Here is a 19,891-nt window from a genome sequence, read left to right as displayed (position 1 = left end):
CGCAGGTGTTCTGGTGGCTGATAGTAGTTCGTCTCGTAGTACAGTTCGTACAAGTGGCCGTCCGGCCCCCGAAACTGGTAGGCGGGTCCATGGCCGAAGCTCGCATCGACCCACTCCCCGTCGACACCCGACTCCATGAGCGCTCGAACTCGGCGCGAAAGCGCCTGTTCACTCGTCGTGCGAAGCGCTGTCTGCCCGACACCGGCCCGCTCGGACTCGGTCAGGATGAGCGAGTACATCTCGTAGTCGCCCATGCACCGAAGATAGATGGAGCCCCCTTCGCGCCCCACCTCTTCCATGCCCAACAGGTCTCGAAAGAACCGGTAGCTCTCCTCGATGACCGGCGTGAACAGCTCGACGTGCCCAAGGTGCGCGATGTCATACACGGGCTCGGTGCTCATGCTCAATTCCCCCTCTCACAGTCGGCCGATCTCGCCCAAGGTTTCTCGGCGCATCCGCGACAGGATGACGCCCCACACAACATGATTGTATGACAATCTGGGCGACAATCATAGGATGCCGCACGCCCTCGCAAATGTCAACGCTTTCGCTCGATCTCGCCCGCGCCTCGCGCCGCGCAGGGCGGCATCGCCCTGCGCTCAAGGCGAACAACGGTCGCCCGCGTCGGCGCCCAAGAGCGCGGACACGTCGGCCCCCGCTCGGGGCGGCCAGGCGGACAGGTCAAACGGAAAGTCCGAACCCCCGAGGACGCGATCGGCGCCGACCACGTCGATCAAACACCGCAGGGCGGCGTCGGACCAAAGCACGTTGTCGTAGAACATGCGCCGGAGATACGCCGTCGGCCTGTCCTGCAGCCGAGCTCTCACCTGCGGCCAGACGTCGTAGCCCTGTTCGATCCGCCCGATTTGATACGGCAGAAAGCCGCCCCCGTGCGCCAGGAGCACGCGCGCGCCGGGATACCGGTCGATGAGGCCCGAGAGGACGAGGTGCGACGCCGCAAGCGTCGTCTCCCAGGGCACGCCGACCAGATTCGGCATCATGAGGCGAGCCGCGCGCGGGTCGGCGTGAAGCAGCGGGTGCAGAAACAGGACCGCCCCGCGCGCGTCGGCCACCTCCCACACCGGCCAGAACACCTCGTCGCCGATGAGCGCCTCCCCGACGCCCGGGCCCACGATGGCCCCGGCGAAGCCCTCGTCCATCCGGCGCTCCAACTCCCGCGCGGCAGCAACCGGATCGGCGAGCGGCAGCGTGGCGAGCGGGCGAAACCGCGCGCGGTGCGGCGCCAGCACCTCGCGAAGCGCGTCGTTGTACACCTCGGCCACCAGCGCGCCGAGGTCGGCCGGCAGGTGATACACAAACAGCTGCGGCAAGGGCGAGACGAGCGCCAGCCCTATGCCGGCGCGCTCGTAGGCGGCGGCGTACGCCTCGAAGTCGACGAATGTGCGCTTCAGCTCAAACGACCACCGGCCCTCCACCGTGAGATAGGGCTCCTTGTCGGGCGCGCGTTGCTCCAGACGGGCATCGATGCGAGGCTCGCGCCGAAGGAAGTCGAGCACGTCGCGAGGCAAAAAATGCGTGTGCACGTCCGCCGTTTTGCGGGACTCGGTCACGGGCCTTCACCCCGCGCCGCGTCCTGCTCCGCTTTCGACACGCCGCCGACGCCCCAGTGCGCCTTCGGCACCTCGTACAGGATGACCCGCACCGTCTCCCGCTTCGCGCCGAGCGTCTCCACCACCGCGTCGGTCAGCTTTTCCATGAGCGCCCGCTTCTGCGCCGGCGTGCGCCCTTCCACCATGGTGACCTGGACCAGCGGCACCTCGTCCCCTCCTCACTCGGTGATCTCCAGTTCGATGGCGCCCATGCCCGCGAAGGCGATCTCGACGCGATCGCCCGGATGCACGTAGATGGCCTCCGTGATGCCGCCCGTCAGCACCACCATGCCGGGCTCGATGGCCGCGCCAAACCGCGTCAACATGCGCACCTGTTCCACGACGGATCGCACCGGGTGGCCGAGCACCGCCGCGCCCGCGCCCGTCTGCACGACCTCGCCGTTCTGGCGCATGACCACGCCCACTTCGTCCAGCCGAAACGCGTACGGCGAGAACGCCTGATCCGCCAGGTAGAAGCGCGCGCTCGACGCGTTGTCGGCGATCACGTCCACCAGCGTGAACGAAAAGTTCTCGTACCGGCTGTCGATGATCTCGACCGCTGGGACAACGCACTCCGTCGCGAACCACACGTCGCGCGCGGTCACGTTCGGCCCCTCCAGGCGGCTCCGGAACACAAACGCGATCTCGGGCTCCACGCGCGGATGGATGAGTCCCTTCATCGAGAGCGTGGGGCGCGTGAGTTCCATGGTGGAGAGAAGATGGCCGAAAATCGGCTCGTCGACCCCTACGGAGCGCTGCTTCGCCTTGCTCGTGAGGCCCATCTTCCAGCCGACGAGCCGCGCCCCTTCCGCCATGTACTTCTGCATGGTCAGCCGCTGGATCTCGTACGCGTCGTCCACGGTGAGCCCCTCGTAACGCAGCGTCAGCTTTTTCAATTCGGTGGCCGCCGTCTGGTGGCGGTATAGCTCATCCGCGATGGACGAAAGAGACAGGGCCATCCGCGTTCGCCTCCCTGCCGTGCGCGATCTCGTACGCGACGTCGACAATCATGTCCTCCTGGCCGCCCACCACGCGGCGCTTGCCCAGTTCCACGAGGATGTCGCGGACGTCCACCCCAAACTGCTTTGCGGCTCGTTCCGAGTGCAAGAGGAAGCTCGAGTACACGCCCGCGTACCCAAGCGTGAGCGCCGTGCGATCCGTCAAAACCGGCCGCGCCATCCGCGGGCGCACGACATCCTCCGCCGCGTCCATGGCGGCGTACAGATCCACGCCCGTCTCGATGCCGTACTTCTCACACGCGGCTACGAACACCTCAAGCGGCGTGTTGCCCGCTCCGGCGCCAAGTCCGGCCAGGCTCGCGTCAATTCGGTAGGCGCCCTCCTCCACCGCCGCGATGGAATTGGCGACCGCGACACCCAGGTTGTTGTGCGCGTGGAAGCCGACCTGGACGTCATCCGGGAGCGCCTCGCGCAGCGCGGACACCTTTTTGCGGACTTCGTCCATAAGCATCGCGCCCGCTGAATCGACGATGTACACGCAGTGGGCGCCGTAGGAGGCCATCTTCTTCGCCTCCTCGACCAGCCGCTCCGTCTCCGTCATGTGGCTCATCATGAGAAACCCCACGACGTCGAGCCCCATCTTGCGCGCCTCTTCCATGTGTTCCGCCGAGATGTCCGCCTCCGTCGAGTGCGTGGCCACGCGCACCCCGCGGATGCCGAGATCGACGGCGCGCTTCAAGTCTTCGAGCGTCCCGATGCCAGGCAAGAGCAGCGCGACCACCTGCGACCGCTGGACGGTCTGACACACGGCGCCGACGTAATCCTCCTCCGACTCCTTCGAAAACCCGTATTGGATGGAGCTTCCCCCGAGCCCGTCGCCGTGGGACGCCTCGATTTTGGCCACGCCCGTCTTGTCGAGGGCGCTCGCGATGGCCTTGGCATCCTCGACGCTGAATTGATGGCGCACGGCGTGCATGCCGTCGCGCAGCGTGACGTCCGTGATCTCAATCTTGTACCGATACGACACCGCGCCTCACCTCGCCTCTTCCGCCGACGCCACCTGCATCCTGTGACGCGCGTATTCTTCGCCGAACTTGACCGCCGCTGCGGTCATGATGTCGAGGTTGCCCGCGTACACCGGCAGGTAGTCCCCGAGCCCTTCCACTTCGATGGAGATGCTGACGAGATCGCCCTGGAAGATGGGCTCGCGGTTCAGCCGGTACCCGGGGACGAACGTCTGCACGTGGCGCACCATCTGTTCGATGGACTCAAGCACCTTGGCCTTGGTGGCCGAACTCGCGTCCTCCATCAAGCAGTAGATGGTGTCTCGCATCAGGATGGGGGGCTCCGCCGGATTCAGGATGATGATGGCCTTGCCCCGCTTCGCGCCGCCGATGGCCTCGAGCGCTCGCGCCGTCGTCTGGGTGAACTCGTCGATGTTGGCGCGCGTGCCCGGACCTGCGCTCTTGCTCGCGATGGTGGCGACGATTTCCGCGTACCGCACGCCGACCACGCGGCTGACCGCGTAGACCATCGGCACGGTGGCCTGGCCGCCGCAGGTCACCATGTTGACGTTCGGCGAATCGAGGTGCTCCTCCAGATTGACCGCCGCGATGACGTACGGCCCGCGCGCCGCCGGCGTCAAGTCGACCGCCTGAATGCCCGCCTCACGCAAAAGCTTCGCGTGGCGCACGTGCGCCTTGGCGCTCGTCGCGTCGAAGACGATGTCCGGGCGCACCCCCTGTTCGAGGACCGCCTTGAGGCCGTCGGCCGACGTCTCAAGCCCCATCTCTCTCGCGCGCCGCAGGCCGTCCGACTCCGGGTCGATACCGATCATGAAGCGCGGTTCGATCCACGGGCTTCGCTTCAACTTGATCAACAGGTCCGTCCCGATGTTCCCAGACCCGACGATCGCGGCACTGAGCTTCTTCAATCCGACCCCTCTCCTTTCGCCCACACGAACTCCACGCCGCCGAGCGGCCCGAACGACAACTGGACGCGATCGCCCGGCTGGATGGGCACGGCCGCGCTGACGGCGCCCGACAACACGACGTGGCCCGCGCGCAGGGGCGTGCCGAGTTCGGTCAGGGTGTTGGCCAGCCAGGCCACGGCCTTCGCCGGGTGCCCCATGACCGCCGCGCCCGCGCCCGTCTGCACGACGTCTCCATTCAGCTTAAGCACGCCGCCCACGGTCTCCAGATCGACGCCGGAGGGGTCGGTGGGCAGATGCCCCAGGACAAAGCAGCCTGCGGACGCGTTGTCGGCCACGGTGTCCACGAGCCGGATGCGCCAGTCGGCGATGCGGCTGTCAATCACCTCGATGGCGGGCACAACCGCCCGCGTCGCCGCGAGTACCCGGTGCAGGTCGACGCCCGGTCCGACGAGATCCTCCGCGAGAATGAACGCGATCTCCGGCTCGACCTTGGGCTGAATCAGCGGGAAATGGACGGCCGTGCCGCTCTCGAACCACATCGACTGAAACAGGTGCCCAAAGTCGGGCTGGTCGACGCCGAGCTGCATCTGCATCGGCTTGCTGGTGAGGCCGATCTTGTGCCCGACGACGCGATCGCCCGCCGCCACCCGCCGCTTGACGTTCACGAGTTGGATGCGATACGCTTCCTGCACCGAAAGATCTGGGTGTTGATCCGTCAGGGGCTGGATGGGCGCCTGTTCGCGCTCCGCGCGCCACAGCGCCTCCGCCAAGAATTCCAGCCGGTCACTCATCTCATCCACTCCGATCACAGCTTGATGCACACGTTCTTTAACTCCGTGAAAAATTCGAAGCTGTGCACGCCGCCTTCGCGCCCGATGCCGCTTTGCTTCATGCCGCCGAACGGGGTCCTGAGATCCCGGAGGAACCAGGTGTTGACCCAGATGACGCCCGCCTCGAGCTCGCCCGCGACTCGGTGGGCGCGCTTCAGGTTCGACGTCCACAGCGTGGCGGACAGGCCGTAATGCGTGTCGTTCGCCAGGCGGATGACCTCTTCCTCCGTGTCGAACGGCTGCACCGTCACGACCGGCCCGAACACCTCCTGCCGCGTGATCTCGCACGTCTCGTCCACGTCGACAATCACGGTCGGCTCGTAGAAGGCGCCCCGGGCGAGGTGCTCCGGTCGCTTGCCTCCGGTCAGCACGCGGCCGCCCTGCTCCACGGCCCGCCGCACGAAGCCGTCCACGCGCTGCAGGTGTTCTTCGGAGATAAGGCTGCCGACGTCGGTCTGCGGATCCAGGGGATCGCCTATCCGAAGCTTCCGGGCGCGATCGACGAGCGCCTCGACGAACCGGTCATATAGCGGGCGCTCGACGTAGATGCGCGATCCGCAGAGGCACACCTCGCCCTGGTTGACGAAGCTCGAGCGCACGGTCGTCGCGATGGCGTCCTCGAAGTCGCAGTCCGCAAACACGATGTTGGGGTTCTTGCCGCCGAGTTCAAAGGAGAGGCGCTTCAGCGTGCTCGCCGCCGATCGCATGACCGCCTTGCCCGTCGTCGTCTCGCCCGTGAGCGAAATCAGATCCACGTCCTCGTGCTCGGTGAGGAATTGCCCCGCCGCATCGGGCCCGAACCCGTGCACCACGTTCACCACGCCGTCCGGCACGCCCGCCTGCTTGCAGATCTCGGCGAGCTTGGTGGCGGTCATCGGCGTGAGCTCGGCAGGCTTGATGACGCACGTGTTGCCGGCCGCGAGGCAAGGCGCGACTTTCCAGGTCAGCAAGAAGAGCGGCAGATTCCAGGGCGAGATGAGCCCCGCCACGCCGACGGGGCGCCTGAGCGCGTAATTCAACGCCACGCCCTCCATTTCGAACGTCTCCGTCGAAAGCCCCTTCACGAAGTCGGCGAAGAAGCGAAAGTTGTAGGCGGAACGCGGAATATCGAGGCTCTTTGCGAGCGACAGAGGTTTGCCCGTATCCCTCGTCTCGAGCAGAGCCAGTTCCTCCAGGTTTTCTTCAATCAGGTTGGCGATCCGATGCAGAATCGCCGCGCGCTCCTGGGCGGTCGTGCGGCTCCACGACCGAAACGCCCGCCGCGCCGCCCGCACGGCCTTGTCGATCTCGGCGCGCCCTCCCTCGGCCACTGTGCCAATTCGCTCGCCCGTCGCCGGGTTGACGTTGTCAAACGTCCGACCGTCCTCGGACGGCACAAAAGCGCCGTCGATAAAGTGCAGCACTCGTTCCATGGTCATCCCTCGCCATCTCCACTGTCCGTCGTAAGACTCAACTTGCATCGCGATATCGGATGGTGAGCACAGGGTTGCCGGATCCCGACGATGGGCCGTAACCGTGCAATTCGCCTTCAAACTGCTTCCTTAGCACGCCGAGCAACACCGCCACGTGGCGCCCACCGGACTCCACGCCCGCGGCCCGCACGTACGAAGGCAACATGCTCACGGCCGACGCTTTGTCTCCCTTGACGAGATATTGGCAAAATTCTCGATCCAGCGCTTGCTCCGTGAGGTTCGGCCATTTCTCCGGCCCGCGTCCCAGGTTGTGCGCGAGCGCCCCGCTCGCCAAAAACACCACGCGCTCGGGAGACTCGAGGAACACATCCCCCATCACTTCGCCCCAGCGCATCGACTCCTCGAGCGACGCGGCCCAACACACGGACAGGGCCACGACGGGCGTGGGGCGCTTGAGCAAGTACCTGAGCGGAACCACCGTGCCGTAATCCCACACGTACGTCGGATCGTCCACCGCGACGACCTGAAGGCCGTTGCGCTGCCCCGCCTCCACCAGTCGCCTGCCGAGCGCCGGATGGCCCGGGTGGTCGTAGGGCACGTCGCTGATCAGATCCGGGCACTCCACCGCCGTCAAAATGCCTTTGTGCCGCGGCGTGACATCGACGTAGTGCATGAAGCTCGACATCCAATGGCACGAGATGATCACGACCACGTCAGGCCGGATTTCATCGATCACGTCCGCGCACTTCAACATCGCCTCGACCATCTGCTTCTGGAAATCCGGAACGCGATCCCGATGGCAGATCCGCGGCGTGTGCGGCGTGATCATGGCCAATTCCAGCGTCATCTGAATCCCTCCCCAAATGCCTTGCGCGGATCCTTCTTCGGCGGGTGACCTTCCCCCGACTGCTGCCCCCATGGTAGCACGCGGAAAGCGCTCGCTGTACGCACTTGTTTCTCTATGCGGAACGTGATACACCATTCCTAGAAGCGCTTTCATCTTCGCCAGGGAGGGATGGCCTATGCCGCGGCAGTCGGATGCACGCACGCTTTCGTCGCTCCGCCACGCGCTTCAGGCGCTCCGCTGCTTCTCCCAAGACGAGCCTGAGCTTGGTATTACGGAAATTTCGCGCAAGCTCGGCCTTTCAAAAAGCACTGTGCACCGAATCATGGCGACCCTCGCCGAAGAGGGGTTTGTGCACCGAGATGAAGAGACGCACCGGTACCGACTCGGTCTTTCCGTGCTGAGCCTCGGCGGCATCATCATGTCGAACCTCGAGATCTGCCGCGAAGGTCAGCACCTCCTTGAGGAGTTTGTGCACCGGTTCGACGAGACGGTTCACCTTGCCGTGCTGGAAGACTTCTGCACGGTGTACGTGAGCAAGCTCGAGTGCAAACATCCCGTGCAAATCGCGACGCACGTCGGCCGGCGCAACCCGCTCTATTGCACGAGTTCCGGAAAGGTCATCCTCGCCTACCAAGACGAATCGATGGTGGAAGAGGTGATTCGCCGTGGACTCCAGCCGTTCACGCCAAACACCATCACGCATCCCGACCGCCTGCGCAAGGTCCTCGCGCAAATTCGCGAGGCGGGTTACGCGACAAGCGTCGGCGAACTTCGCCCGGGCGTGAACAGCGTCGCTGCGCCGGTTCGCGATTACACGCGGCGCGTCATCGGGGCCGTCACCGCTGTAGGCCCTGCCGCAAGGTTCACGGACGAGAAGATGAGGTCGCTCGCGAAGACCCTCCTGTCCATCAGCAAGGAAATCTCCAATCGACTCGGCTACTATGAACGGGTGTCGTCCCGCACGCGCCTTCAGGTGTCCCACTCGATGGGCAGGCCGACGTAATTTTCGGCGATGGTTGCGAGCCCGTGCCGAGAGGACGTGACGTAGTCCAATTCTGCCAACTGAATCTCTCGTTCAAACGGCGAGTGATCAGGGAAACGGTGCAACATCTGCGTCATGAAATACGAAAATCGCTCCGCTTTCCACACGCGCCGCAGGCAGATGGCGGAGTAGCGATGGAGCAACTCGGCCGATCCGTCTCGGTAGTAGCGCCCTAGCGCCTCCGCGAGGACGCGCACGTCGGACACCGCGAGATTCAGGCCCTTGGCCCCTGTCGGCGGCACGATGTGCGCGGCGTCCCCAGCCAAATACAGGCGCCCATACTGCATGGGAGAACACACAAAGCTCCGCATCTGCACGATGGACTTCTGCAGAATGGGACCCTCAATAGGCGCCCACCCGTCCTCCGTGGCGAGCCTCAAGCGCAGCTCCTCCCAGATGCGATCGTCCGACCAATTGCGGATGTCGTCGTCCGCATCCACCTGCAGGTACATGCGCTGGATCTCCGGGGAACGCGTGCTGACCAGCGCAAACCCTCGATCGCTCGCACAGTAAATCAGTTCCCGGCTCGATGGAGGCGCCTGCGTCAGGATGCCGAGCCACCCCATTGGATACGTTTTCGCAAACTCCTGGCGAGCGCTTTCCGGAATCGAAGCTCGACTTGGGCCGTGGAATCCGTCACAGCCGGCGATGAAGTCGCACTCCAGCACCTCGTCCGGCGCATCTCCGTCCCTCCGGAAGCGGATGCGCGGCCGTTCGCTGTCGATGCCTTCCAGCCGCACGTCCTGAACGGAAAACATGATCTCTCCGCTTTGCTCGAGACGGGCCGCCACGAGATCCTTGATGACCTCGTGCTGCGCGTAGAGCGTGACGCACTTGCCGGTCAGCTCCTTGAGCGGGATTCGGCGCCCTCGGCCCCGAAAGCGAAATTCGATGCCTTCGTGCTCGTCGCCCAGTTCCTCCATCCGGCGATGCACGCCGAGTTCGCGCATCAGATCGGCCGTTCCCTGTTCCAGCACGCCCGCTCGAATCGTTTGTTCGATGGCCTGGCGCGATCTCGCCTCGAGCACCACCGATTCCACGCCGCGCTGCGCCAGCAACAGAGACAACATGAGGCCCGCAGGGCCCGCCCCAATGATGCCCACCTGTGTGCGCATGCGTCTCCACCTCGCATTCCATCAAGTGGATGTCGTCAACAACTTCCAAATCCAGTCTAACGCGAGGCGTCGACGCCGCACAGCCTCGTGTTCCGACATGCGGAATGGGCGCACAGGTTTCCCCCGGCCATCCTACTCGAGCGCGCGGCGTTCACCCTTCTGTCCCACTCGGTTTCAATTTGTTGCCGATCTCAGGCGCAAAAAAAGGCGCAGGCGGCACACGGCACTCCTGCGTCGAAAGATCGGTCGACTCGCGAACGAGCCTCACGCGATGCCTCGGGACCATTTGTACAATTGCACCGCCGGCCGATAGGCACACATGACGAGGCCCAAGATGGCGACAAAGTGAAACAGAGCCGGTACGGCGTTCAGCGCCACAAACACCAGGAGAGCAAAATACTGCTCACCGATGATGAAGCCGCGGAAAGGAACGAAGCTCCGCCACCGTTGCGCGCGGCGAAAGGTGTGATGGCTCGAGGCCTCCTGCGCGACCGCAGACGCCATCTCCCGCGGCTTGAACCGGATTTGCCCGTAGTACTCGAGCAGATACAGAGCAAAGAGCGCCGTCATCGCCCACGCCCAGAGGCCCGCCGCGTTTGGGTGCCAGCGCGTGTAGCCGTACGCCAAGCTGAAGTAGATGGCGAACTCCTTGATGCGATCCGCCACCTGATCCAACCAACCGCCGATGGCGGAAAATTGCTGGCGATAACGCGCCAACTGACCATCCGCGCAATCGAAAACGTAGGAGATTTCCACGAGCACAAGGCCGGCGATCACGTCGCCCCGAATGCCTGTCGAAAAGCCCCAGCATCCGAGCAGACACAGAAAGAGCGAGAACAGCGTGATTTGATTCGGCGTCACCGGCGTGTTGCGCAGCAGGTAGACGAGCCGGATCGAGAGCGGATAAAACAAATAATTCGTCCAGATGTCAATGGGGCGTTTCGCACATGCGTCGATGCGCTTCAGCTCAGACATCGCGCTCCGCCCCTTGCGCGGCCAGGAGCCGAGGCACCACGCTTTCCACCGCGTATTGGTAGTCCTCAGGAAAATCGATCTCGACGCAAGGGAGGCCCGTCACATCGACGGAGACCAGGCCCGATTTGTCCTCCAAAAGATCCAGGGCGTACTCAAAAAACTGCATTTCATTCCCTTCTACGGCGAGGTCCAGCACCTGCCGGCGGAATCGCTCGGCAAATTGACCCGCGAACTTCGCGACGCCGATAAATTCGCCCTCGCACACCGCGGGGTCCAGGTGCTTGCCGATGGCCACAATCTGGCCCGAACGGACCTCCACCTTGACCTCTTCGTCCCGGCACTGCTTCTTGTCAACGGCCAGATAGCCGCCTTCTTCTCCAGGGACGAGGCGCGCGAGGATCCGCGCATCGTAGACCACGTCTGCGTTCATATAGAAGAAATCCCCGCGCCAGTCGCGCAAGGCATGGCTCAGCGAGAACAGCGTGTTGGTCGATTCATAGGCCGGATTCTCGATGAATCGCACGTCGAACGAAGGGTAGTGCGTCCGGACGTAATCCTGAACCATTTGCTTTCGGTAACCCACGACCATGATCACGTCGCGAACTCCGTTTTTACCTAGTGCCTCAAATTGCCAGTCGATGACCGCCTTCGGCCCCACCGGCAACAAGCACTTCGGCCGATCATCGGTCAGTGGGCGCATGCGGCGCGACACGCCAGCCGCGAGGATGATTGCGGTCGGTTTCATCTCGGAATTCCCCCATAACCCGCGACGACAAGATGCATGTCCACGGTTGCCAGAATGGTTAGCCAAAAATGAGCCCGATATACGACTATACTTTGTCTAACCTCAAAAAAACCTCAAAAAGACGACACGCACCGAGCTGTACCTTCCCGGCGCGACAGCGTGTGACAAATTCTCGCCCTATGTAAGGTAATCTAACATAAAGCATTGACGTTCCTTTCAAACGACTCCTATAATGAGCGCAGTTCAGCGTTGCACAGTGGGAGGAATCGAACTTGACGCCGCGCGAAATTCTTGATCTCATGAAGCAACACGAAGTTCAAATGGTGGATTTTCGCATCGTGGACGTCCCGGGCCGCCAGCATCACGTCACCGTACCCGCGACCGAGATCGACGAAGAGGTCTTGGAGCTAGGGGTTGCCTTTGACGGCTCCAGCGTCCCGGGTTTCCGGGGCATCGAAGAGAGCGACATGGTGATGCGGCCCGTGCTCGAGACCGCCTTCCTGGACCCGTTCACGGAGGTTCCGACCCTCGCGGTCACGTGTAACGTGTACGAACCGGGCGGGAACCGTTACGAGCGAGATCCCCGGTATATCGCGGAGAAGGCGGAAGAATACCTGAAGTCGACGGGCATTGCGACGACCGCCTACTTTGGGCCGGAGCTGGAGTTCTTTATTTTTGACGACGTCCGGTTCGACTCCGCACAGAGCGGTGCGTTCTACGCGATTGACTCCGAGGAAGCCGTCTGGAATACCGGCACGGGCCCGAAAAATCTTGGCTATCACGTCAAGAACAAGGGTGGCTATTTCCCCGTCGCGCCGACGGATACGCAGCAGGACATCCGCACGGAAATGGTGCTCGAGTTGATGAAGGCTGGCATTCGCGTCGAGCGCCATCACCACGAGGTGGCCACGGCCGGTCAGGCGGAGATCAATTTCCGATTCGGCACGCTCACCCGCACCGCGGACACCGTCATGACGTACAAGTACATTGTGCGCAACGTCGCGCGCCGGCACGGCAAGACGGCCACGTTCATGCCGAAGCCCATTTTCGGCGACAACGGTTCCGGCATGCACGTCCACCAGAGCCTGTTCAACGGAGACGAACCGCTGTTTTATCGAGAAGGCGGCTACGCCAACTTGAGCGACGTTGCGCTGCATTACATTGCGGGCATTCTGTACCACGCCCCGGCGATTCTCGCCTTCTCCAACCCGAGCACAAACTCCTACAAGCGACTCGTGCCTGGCTACGAAGCGCCGGTCAATCTGGTCTTCTCGCGCGGCAACCGCAGTGCGGCCATCCGCGTTCCTGTGGCGGTCGTGTCGCCAAAGACGGCGCGCATCGAGTTCCGCACGCCGGATTGCACCGCAAACCCGTATCTGGCGTTCGCCGCCATGCTCATGGCCGGCCTGGACGGCATTCGCCGGAAACTGGATCCGACGGAACTCGGGTTTGGCCCCATCAACAAGAACATCTACGAGCTCTCGGCGGAGGAAAAGGCGCAGATCAAGAGCGTACCAGGGTCGCTCGGCGAGGCGCTCGACGCGCTCGAAGCGGATTACGAGTTCCTCTTGGAAGGCGGCGTGTTCACGAAAGACTTCATCCGCACCTGGATTGACTTCAAGCGGAACAACGAGCTGGCGCCCCTGCACCTGCGCCCGCATCCCTACGAGTTCTCGCTGTACTTCGACCTGTGATGGTAAAGAGGCCGCGCGCGTCGGGCGCGCGGCCTCGCCGTGTCTTATCGGTCGCTGGCCCTTCGCCCTTCCGGAAATGCGGCCGCGAGCGCGCAGACGAGCGCGTCCCGGAACATGCCGGATCGCGTGATTCGACCGCCGGTCAGCGCGCCGATGGCCCCCTCCCGGTGGCGAAGCCCGGTCGTGCCCATCCAAGCGTCCATGACGTCGCCGAGCTCCATGCCCGCGCGAATGCCCTGGGCGATCTCGTCCGGCAGCATCAGGCGCAGGCCGCCGCCGACCGCCACTTGGTCGTCTCCATACGCCACTGCGGCCCAGTTGACGAGCATCATCCCGTGCTCCGTCTCCTCGACGCCGCCCTCCAGTCCCACGCCGAGGTCTGTGCCCATCGCGCGCCGCGCCCGCTTCGCCCGCTCGACGGCCCCTCGACGCGTCTCCTCGTCCGTGAGCGGCTGCGCCCGAACGCCGGAGGGCACGTCCACGCACTCGATCTCGCCCCGCACGCCGAACGCCGCGAGCGCGCGCTCCACCGCCTCACGCTTGGCGCGGTTCAGGGATCCGAGCGCCACTCGGATCGTCGCTTCATTCCGCATCTTCCATTCACCACCTGCCCGCCTTCATTGTAGCGATCCCAAACGCCGCGATCGACATCTGCCGACCGGATCTCCCATATTCGCGGCTCCACCGATGTTGTATGATAGACATGCGCTTTGGACTGGGCCGGGAGGTTGAAAGGTGACTCAGCAGACGTTGCGATATGACGTGGTCGTGGTCGGCGGCGGCAGCGCCGGTGTCGCTGCCGCAGTGGGCGCCGCGAGCCTCGGGGCAAAGACCCTCATCGTCGAGCGCAACCCGTATTTTGGAGGTGCGGCGACACACGCATCCGTGTTGACCATCTGCGGCTTGTTTGCGCAGCGGGAGCCGCTCGAACCCGTGGTGGGCGGCGTGGGACGGCGGCTGCTCGAGAAACTCGACGAGCTCGGCAAGTACTACGGTCCGATTCGAAACCCTGGCTCCGGAAATGTCATCGTGCCCTTGGACGCAGAAGGCACGAAGTTCGCGCTGGACCAACTGATCCTTGAAGCCGGGGTCGAAGCCCGGCTCCACACGACGGTGGTCGGCTGTGATGTCGAGCGGGATCGGATTCGGGCCATCCACTGCTTTCATCACGGCGGAATGTTCGCCGTCGAGGCTTCCTCGTTCGTGGATGCGAGCGGAGAAGCGGATCTCGCCTTCATGAGCGGCAACGGCGTCCGATACGGCGATGAGGAGGGCCGCGTACAGGCCGGAACGTTGGTCATGCAGTTCGGCGGCGTATCCCCCGACGTGCAACTGCACCGACACCAGTTCACCGCGGCTGTCTGGCAAGCCAAGCGCCAGGGCGACACGGTGCTCACCAAGGACAGAGGCATGGTGGTCCGGTTGCCGGGATCGCACAACGTGCTGGCGCTCTTCGCGGACGAAGCGGTGAACGGACTGGACAGCGCGAGCCTCACCCAGGCAGAGATGTCGGCGCGGCGACAGGCTTGGGCTTATCTCGAGGCGTTTCGTCAACACGTGCCCGGGTTCAAGGACGCCTACCTCGTCGCCACGGGGCCGAGCATCGGCGTGCGCGAAACCCGGCACATTGACGGGGAATACCGCTTGACCGGAGAAGAGGTGCTGAATGCGGCGAAATTTGAGGATGCCATCGCCCGAGGCGGATGGCCGGTCGAGATCCACCAGCCTGGCGAGCCGCCGCGCTATCAACACATTCGGGACCGCGCGTACTACGAGATTCCCCTGCGCTCGCTCAAGGCGCGCGATCGCGCCAATCTGTGGTGCGCAGGGCGCGTGATCGACTGCGATCCGACGGCCTTTGCGTCCGCGCGCGTCATGGGCACGGCGCTCGCCACGGGCCATGCGGCGGGCGTCGCAGCCGCGCTGCAGGCCTCGTACGGCGAGGCGCCGGCCGCGTCGACCGTGCGGGCCGAGTTGGAGCGACAGGGCGCGATGATTTGACGCGAGAACCGCGGCAAGCGAAAGGGCCTGCGCCGTCAGATGACGAGCTGCAGGCCCATGTACACGCCAAAGGCCATCACGATGAAGGACAGGCCGGTGACAACGGCTCGGTACCAGCCGCGCATGCGATACTCGGGCGGAAGGGCGCGGCGCTCGAGCAGCAACAGGAAGCCAAGCACGATGGGCAACAGAAGCGAATTCATCACTTCGGTGTCCACCGAGAGGTTGATGAGGTTCACGCCGCTGAAGACGAGCAACGCGCCGCCGATGTGCGCCAAGCTGTACACCGTGTAAAAGGCCTTCGCGTCCTTCCAGCGGGTGTTCAAGCTGTGGCGAATGCCCGTGACCTCGCCGATGCCCCACGCGCCCGCGAGCGACACGACCAGCGCGGCCACGAAGCTCGCGCCGAGCATGCCGAGGCCAAAGATCACTTTCGCCGCAGCTGTGCCGAGAAACGGCGTGAGGCCCTGCGCAATGTCGCCCACCGTCTCGAGCGAGGCGTTCGGGTGCGTCCGCCCCACTGTCGCCGCAATCATGACGACCACGGCAATCATGATGACCTGGGTCAAAATCGATCCCAAGAACGTATCCCAGCGGGCGAAGCGAAGGTCCCGCAGGGTTAACTTGCGGTTCACCACCGCCGACTGCTGGTAAAAGATCATCCACGGCATGATGACGGCGCCGACGTTCGCCGCGAGCAGGTACACGTAGCTCGGGTGGTTGAGCGGCACGGTCGCGAGGCCCCGCAGCAGCTGAGGCCACGAGGGGTGTGCGAGCAGCGCCCCCGGCACCAGCGCCAGTTCGAACAGCCCCATGGCGATCCCGACGCGTTCCACGCGCCTGTAGCTGCCCGTCAGGGCGAGCGCGATCAAGAGCACGGTCGCCGTCGACACCGTGTAGTACGGCGAGATGCCGAACAGTTCTCCGACGCCCGCAATGCCGGCAAACTCGGTCACCAGTGCGCCAATCGCGGACAAGAAGAGCGTGGACACGGAGATCCAGGCCCATCCCCGCCCGAAGTGTTGTCGAATCAATTCCCCATGTCCGCGCCCGGTCACGAGACCGAGGCGCACGGTCACTTCCTGCACCAAATAGACAATCGGGATCAGAACCAACTGAGGCAGCACCATCGCGTAGCCCCACTCCGCCCCGGACTGCGCGGCCGTGATGATACAGCCCGCGTCCGTGTTGGCGAGCATCACGATCACGCCAGGCCCTACCGTCGCGAGGAGCCGCCACCAAAAACCCCGCGCCGAACGCGGCACCTCCGCCTGGAGGATGTCCGTTTGTCCCATCTCGCCCATTCCCCTCGTTGCAAACACCATCTCGCCGCGGATAGGATTAGGGATAGACGGAGTTTGCCGAATCTCTATGCTATCGTTAGTCTAACCTAACACGAAACTTGATTGCAACAGTCAACATTCCGTGGAGGTGCTTGCGCGTGGCGCAGATCGAAGATTTTCAGAAACTCGACATCCGCATTGGAACCGTCGTGAGAGCCGAGCCGTTCCCGGAAGCGCGGAAACCGGCCATCAAGCTGTGGATCGACTTCGGAGACGAGATTGGGGTGCGCGCGTCGAGCGCGCAAATTACGCGGCGGTACACGCCCGAGGGCCTCGTCGGCAGGCAGGTCGTGGCCGTCACCAACTTTCCTCCGCGCCGCATTGCCGGGTTTTCCTCGGAAGTGTTGGTGCTCGGAGGACTGCCGGAGGAGGGCGATGTGGTCCTGCTCACGCCTGACGCGCCCGTGCCGAACGGCACGCCGATTGGGTGAGCGGCCGCGTCACGCCCGCTCTCCGGCGGCCGGCGCGGTCTCCGTGCCGTCGGCGTATGGGTAAAAGTAATGGTAAAACTCATACATCTGGTGTTTATCGTACACGGACGCGTCCGGATCTGGGTTTGGAACGTCGATGACGCTTCCGAGGGAGGTTCCGTAGCGGCTGAAGACGTCGCCGTCAAAGTGGTAGTCCTTGATGGCGACCGATGGATCTGCCATCGGCTGAAACCCTGTGCCGATGGAATTGAACACGATGACCCCTGCGATGTCCCACGGGCCGGCGACCCTGCGCTCCTCCAGGTAGACGGACTGCGCGAGCCAGCCACCCATCGAATGTCCGGTCAGGACCACGTGAATCGGCGATTCGTGGACCGCTTGCGACGCCCGAGCGCACGCCAAGGCGAAGAACGACTTCGCGGGGTTGAGTTGGTCAATCATATTGGGAACGCTCAAATAGATTCCCGCGTCGGCGACCAGATCCATGACGTTGTTGGTCGTACCGCGGTACGAGATGACGACGTCGGGCCCTTTCTGGTACGCTACCGCGTAGAATCCCGCCTGGGCCTCTTCGTTGTCGACCGCCAGAACCCGCCATCCGCGCAAATCGGCGAAGAATTCGTGGACGGCCTCTGCGTACGTCTCATGCCAGTCCATGTTGTTCACGCGTTCGATTTCGTCGAGGAGGGACTTCGGGCCGCGGTGGACGAGCGCCTCTCGTTCCATCTCGTCCATCGACTGCCCCACCTCCGCCGCCAGGTTGACGTACGACAGGTCGGTCATTTTCATCAACACGCCGTCGTAGATTCCGTCCGTGACATCGGACACGGATGAGACGGAGGCCGAGGGCTTTGCATCGGATTCGCGCACAACGGCATTCACGGTGAGAAATCGGAAGGGCACGACGAGCATCGCGGACGCGGCCGTGAACGCGAAGAGTCGCTTCCAAAACGACGGCGATCGCATTCGCTTTGCCTCCTCCCTTCTCCAACGCCAGCAGTATACCACACCCGTCCATCCGCGGGAGTCCATCCCGTGCGCAGAACCTCTGTATATTTGTTGCCACGATCCGACGCATTCAAACAAGTGGCGGGCGCGCCTCCCCTGGGGCACGCCCGCCTCCTCGATGGATTCCGACCTGCGACGAACGGCATCTATACATGAAACTTTCTCGTTTTGGACAGGAGTCGATCTGTTAACAGCTGTGAATTCAAGAAGTCGCGCGGACTAATGGTCGGCGTTTGGATGGCATAGTTGGATGCGAACGTGAGGAACAGGCGCTTCGGCTTGCCGTACTTTTCAATCACGCTCGCCTTCGTCATGCCGTGGCGCGTCATGCAGTGCACCGACGTCAGTTCCTGCAACAGTTCGTTGCAGATCGGACAAGTGACCACGAGGCATTCCCCTTTCGCCGCCTAGCCGAGATTCCGATGCGACAGTTTGAGACCCGCGGTGACATGTTCAAAGGTGCGACAATTCTATTTTACTCGAAAGATGCTGACGAACCGATCCGGATTCGCGCAAAATCTCGTGAAAATTCGGCGGCGAGGGCGGGGTACCCGCCCCGATTCACAGGGCCGCGATGGCGTCCACGGCGCGATCGAGCTGGATCGCTCGCGACGCCTTCACCAGCACGACGTCTCTCGGCTCGAGGTAGGATCCGAGACAGGATAGAAGCTCTTCCAAGGTCGGAAAGTGACGGACCACCGGCACGCCCGCCTCTTGTGCAGCGCGCGCCATCTCGATGGCCAACTCGCCGACGCAGAGCAGCCGGTCCACGCCGGCCGACGCGGCTTTGCGCCCGACTTCCCGGTGCGCCTCGCCGGCCATCTCCCCGAGCTCCAGCATGTCGCCGAGCACGGCGACGCGGTGCCCGGGCTTCGCAATGCGCTCGAGCACCTCGAGGCTCGCGCCGACCGACGAGGGGCTTGCGTTGTACGCGTCGTCGATCACCGTCACCTCGCCGGCATCCACGAGGCGCAGGCGGCCTCGCTGCGCTTCGACGCGGCCGAGACCCGCCTGAACGTCGGCCAAAGAAATGCCGAGTGCCTGCCCCACCGCGACAGCGGCCAGCGCGTTCATCACATTGTGCTGGCCCAGGAGCCGAATCCGCAGGTTCTCGGATCCTTTGGGCGTCTCGACCTTGAAAGACATGCCTTCCTGCGACCAATTGACCGAAGTGGCGCGGACGTCACACCCATCGCTCATCCCGTACCACAGGATGCGCGCGCGCGTGCGGTGCTGCATGCGGCGAAGCCACGGATCGTCTCCGTTTAGCACGGCCACGCCGTCTTGCGGCAAGCCTGCGATGAGCTCTGTTTTAGCGAGGGCGATGTTTTCCTGGCTCCCCAGGAGCTCGATGTGGTTGTACCCGATATGCGTGATGACGCCGATGTTCGGCCGAGCGATGAGGCACAGTTCTTCAATTTGTCCCAAGCCGCGCATCCCCATCTCGAGAACCATGGCACGATGCGAGGCTTGCCGCTGTAGAATGGTGAGGGGTAAGCCCAATTCGTTGTTCTGGTTGGCCGAGGTGTACACGCACGGGCCGAGCGCAGTGAGCACGGCGGCGACCATCTCTTTGGTCGTCGTCTTCCCATTCGACCCCGTGATGCCCACCACGGGACCGTCAAAGTGAGCGCGTTCCCATCGGGCGAGCGCCTGCACAGCCTGAAGGGCGTGTGGGACGCGCACCGACGGACCGAGCGTCTTGACGTCTTTGGTGACGACGGCTACACTGGCTCCGCGGCGAAACGCTTCGTCGACAAACTGGTGCCCGTCGACGCGCTGCCCCACAAAGGCGACAAACGCGTCACCTGGTTGAACCTGTCGATGATCGATGGCCACGCCCGTGACGGTGACGTCCGGAGCTTGGTCGACGAGGGGGATGCCCCCTACGACGTGGACGAAGTCCGCAAATGACATCGGTGTCATATGGTTCGTTCCCCTCTACG

Annotated in this window: 21 protein-coding genes; 4 read left to right on the top strand and 17 right to left on the bottom strand. The window is 63.8% G+C overall.

Annotated features, from left to right (window positions below; genetic code table 11):
• The 9 genes from AS26_RS01775 to AS26_RS01735 form a co-directional block, all read right to left on the bottom strand.
• Window positions 1–401 (bottom strand): VOC family protein (locus tag AS26_RS01775; RefSeq protein ID WP_174519909.1); only part of this gene is annotated, 401 nt, incomplete at its 3' end.
• Between the two features lie 198 nt (window positions 402–599).
• The gene (locus AS26_RS01770; protein WP_062305633.1) at window positions 600–1,571 is read right to left on the bottom strand and encodes an amidohydrolase family protein; all 972 of its coding nucleotides are present in this window, start codon (window positions 1,569–1,571) and stop codon (window positions 600–602) included.
• Window positions 1,568–1,777: a 4-oxalocrotonate tautomerase gene (locus AS26_RS01765; protein WP_062305632.1), complete on the bottom strand. Its 210-nt coding sequence runs from the start codon at window positions 1,775–1,777 to the stop codon at window positions 1,568–1,570. The genes AS26_RS01770 and AS26_RS01765 overlap by 4 nt, the downstream gene beginning before the upstream one ends.
• 12 nt (window positions 1,778–1,789) lie before the next feature.
• Complete coding sequence (locus AS26_RS01760) at window positions 1,790–2,569, bottom strand: 2-keto-4-pentenoate hydratase (RefSeq protein WP_062305630.1); 780 nt, start codon at window positions 2,567–2,569, stop codon at window positions 1,790–1,792.
• The gene (dmpG, locus tag AS26_RS01755) at window positions 2,538–3,596 is read right to left on the bottom strand and encodes a 4-hydroxy-2-oxovalerate aldolase (RefSeq protein ID WP_083515945.1); all 1,059 of its coding nucleotides are present in this window, start codon (window positions 3,594–3,596) and stop codon (window positions 2,538–2,540) included. The genes AS26_RS01760 and dmpG overlap by 32 nt, the downstream gene beginning before the upstream one ends.
• A gap of 6 nt (window positions 3,597–3,602) precedes the next feature.
• Entirely contained in the window at window positions 3,603–4,502 is a 900-nt protein-coding gene (locus tag AS26_RS01750; protein WP_062305629.1) for an acetaldehyde dehydrogenase (acetylating), read from the bottom strand.
• Complete coding sequence (locus AS26_RS01745; RefSeq protein WP_062305645.1) at window positions 4,499–5,293, bottom strand: 2-keto-4-pentenoate hydratase; 795 nt, start codon at window positions 5,291–5,293, stop codon at window positions 4,499–4,501. The genes AS26_RS01750 and AS26_RS01745 overlap by 4 nt, the downstream gene beginning before the upstream one ends.
• Before the next feature lie 14 nt (window positions 5,294–5,307).
• A complete protein-coding gene (locus AS26_RS01740) occupies window positions 5,308–6,744 on the bottom strand; it encodes an aldehyde dehydrogenase (RefSeq protein ID WP_062305643.1) in 1,437 nt (478 codons plus the stop codon).
• Between the two features lie 37 nt (window positions 6,745–6,781).
• Window positions 6,782–7,591: a DODA-type extradiol aromatic ring-opening family dioxygenase gene (locus AS26_RS01735; protein ID WP_062305628.1), complete on the bottom strand. Its 810-nt coding sequence runs from the start codon at window positions 7,589–7,591 to the stop codon at window positions 6,782–6,784.
• 175 nt (window positions 7,592–7,766) lie between these two features.
• On the opposite strand from AS26_RS01735, the gene AS26_RS01730 reads away from it, so the two are divergent.
• The gene (locus AS26_RS01730) at window positions 7,767–8,594 is read left to right on the top strand and encodes an IclR family transcriptional regulator (RefSeq protein WP_062305626.1); all 828 of its coding nucleotides are present in this window, start codon (window positions 7,767–7,769) and stop codon (window positions 8,592–8,594) included.
• Here AS26_RS01730 and AS26_RS01725 read toward each other — a convergent pair.
• The 3 genes from AS26_RS01725 to AS26_RS01715 all read right to left on the bottom strand — a co-directional run bounded on the left by AS26_RS01725 (window position 8,561) and on the right by AS26_RS01715 (window position 11,468).
• On the bottom strand, window positions 8,561–9,748 hold the full coding sequence (locus AS26_RS01725; RefSeq protein ID WP_062305625.1) for a 4-hydroxybenzoate 3-monooxygenase: 1,188 nt from the start codon (window positions 9,746–9,748) through the stop codon (window positions 8,561–8,563). The two genes, AS26_RS01730 and AS26_RS01725, sit on opposite strands and share 34 nt — an antisense overlap.
• Before the next feature lie 264 nt (window positions 9,749–10,012).
• On the bottom strand, window positions 10,013–10,723 hold the full coding sequence (locus tag AS26_RS01720) for a CDP-alcohol phosphatidyltransferase family protein (protein WP_062305623.1): 711 nt from the start codon (window positions 10,721–10,723) through the stop codon (window positions 10,013–10,015).
• Window positions 10,716–11,468: a phosphocholine cytidylyltransferase family protein gene (locus tag AS26_RS01715; RefSeq protein ID WP_062305622.1), complete on the bottom strand. Its 753-nt coding sequence runs from the start codon at window positions 11,466–11,468 to the stop codon at window positions 10,716–10,718. The genes AS26_RS01720 and AS26_RS01715 overlap by 8 nt, the downstream gene beginning before the upstream one ends.
• 272 nt (window positions 11,469–11,740) lie before the next feature.
• Between AS26_RS01715 and glnA the strand changes: the two genes are divergently transcribed.
• Entirely contained in the window at window positions 11,741–13,162 is a 1,422-nt protein-coding gene (glnA, locus tag AS26_RS01710; RefSeq protein WP_062305620.1) for a type I glutamate--ammonia ligase, read from the top strand.
• A 44-nt stretch (window positions 13,163–13,206) separates the two neighbouring features.
• Here the strand turns inward: glnA and AS26_RS01705 are convergent, their stop codons facing one another.
• Window positions 13,207–13,755, bottom strand: a complete 549-nt coding sequence (locus tag AS26_RS01705; RefSeq protein ID WP_062305619.1) for a DUF84 family protein — start codon at window positions 13,753–13,755, stop codon at window positions 13,207–13,209.
• Window positions 13,756–13,897: 142 nt separating this feature from the next.
• Here AS26_RS01705 and AS26_RS01700 point away from each other — a divergent pair, with 142 nt between their 5' ends.
• Window positions 13,898–15,163: an FAD-dependent oxidoreductase gene (locus tag AS26_RS01700; protein WP_062305617.1), complete on the top strand. Its 1,266-nt coding sequence runs from the start codon at window positions 13,898–13,900 to the stop codon at window positions 15,161–15,163.
• 35 nt (window positions 15,164–15,198) lie between these two features.
• Here the strand turns inward: AS26_RS01700 and AS26_RS01695 are convergent, their stop codons facing one another.
• Window positions 15,199–16,458 carry an NRAMP family divalent metal transporter gene (locus tag AS26_RS01695; protein ID WP_062305616.1) on the bottom strand — a complete coding sequence of 420 codons (1,260 nt, stop codon included), beginning with the start codon at window positions 16,456–16,458 and terminating at the stop codon, window positions 15,199–15,201.
• 146 nt (window positions 16,459–16,604) lie between these two features.
• On the opposite strand from AS26_RS01695, the gene csaA reads away from it, so the two are divergent.
• On the top strand, window positions 16,605–16,937 hold the full coding sequence (gene csaA, locus AS26_RS01690) for a chaperone CsaA (protein ID WP_062305613.1): 333 nt from the start codon (window positions 16,605–16,607) through the stop codon (window positions 16,935–16,937).
• Between the two features lie 9 nt (window positions 16,938–16,946).
• Here csaA and AS26_RS01685 read toward each other — a convergent pair whose 3' ends face one another.
• From AS26_RS01685 to AS26_RS01675, 3 genes are all read right to left on the bottom strand, one after another.
• The gene (locus AS26_RS01685) at window positions 16,947–17,903 is read right to left on the bottom strand and encodes an Mbeg1-like protein (RefSeq protein ID WP_062305612.1); all 957 of its coding nucleotides are present in this window, start codon (window positions 17,901–17,903) and stop codon (window positions 16,947–16,949) included.
• Between the two features lie 188 nt (window positions 17,904–18,091).
• On the bottom strand, window positions 18,092–18,331 hold the full coding sequence (locus tag AS26_RS01680) for an RING finger protein (protein ID WP_062305610.1): 240 nt from the start codon (window positions 18,329–18,331) through the stop codon (window positions 18,092–18,094).
• Window positions 18,332–18,506: 175 nt separating this feature from the next.
• Entirely contained in the window at window positions 18,507–19,871 is a 1,365-nt protein-coding gene (locus AS26_RS01675; RefSeq protein WP_062305609.1) for a UDP-N-acetylmuramoyl-tripeptide--D-alanyl-D-alanine ligase, read from the bottom strand.
• Window positions 19,872–19,891 lie beyond the last annotated feature (20 nt).

Origin of the sequence: Alicyclobacillus sendaiensis NBRC 100866 (genome assembly GCF_001552675.1) — a bacterium.
Lineage (GTDB): Bacteria > Bacillota > Bacilli > Alicyclobacillales > Alicyclobacillaceae > Alicyclobacillus > Alicyclobacillus sendaiensis.
Note: the sequence above shows the minus strand (reverse complement) of the source record. Positions and strands in the feature narration are given on the sequence as shown.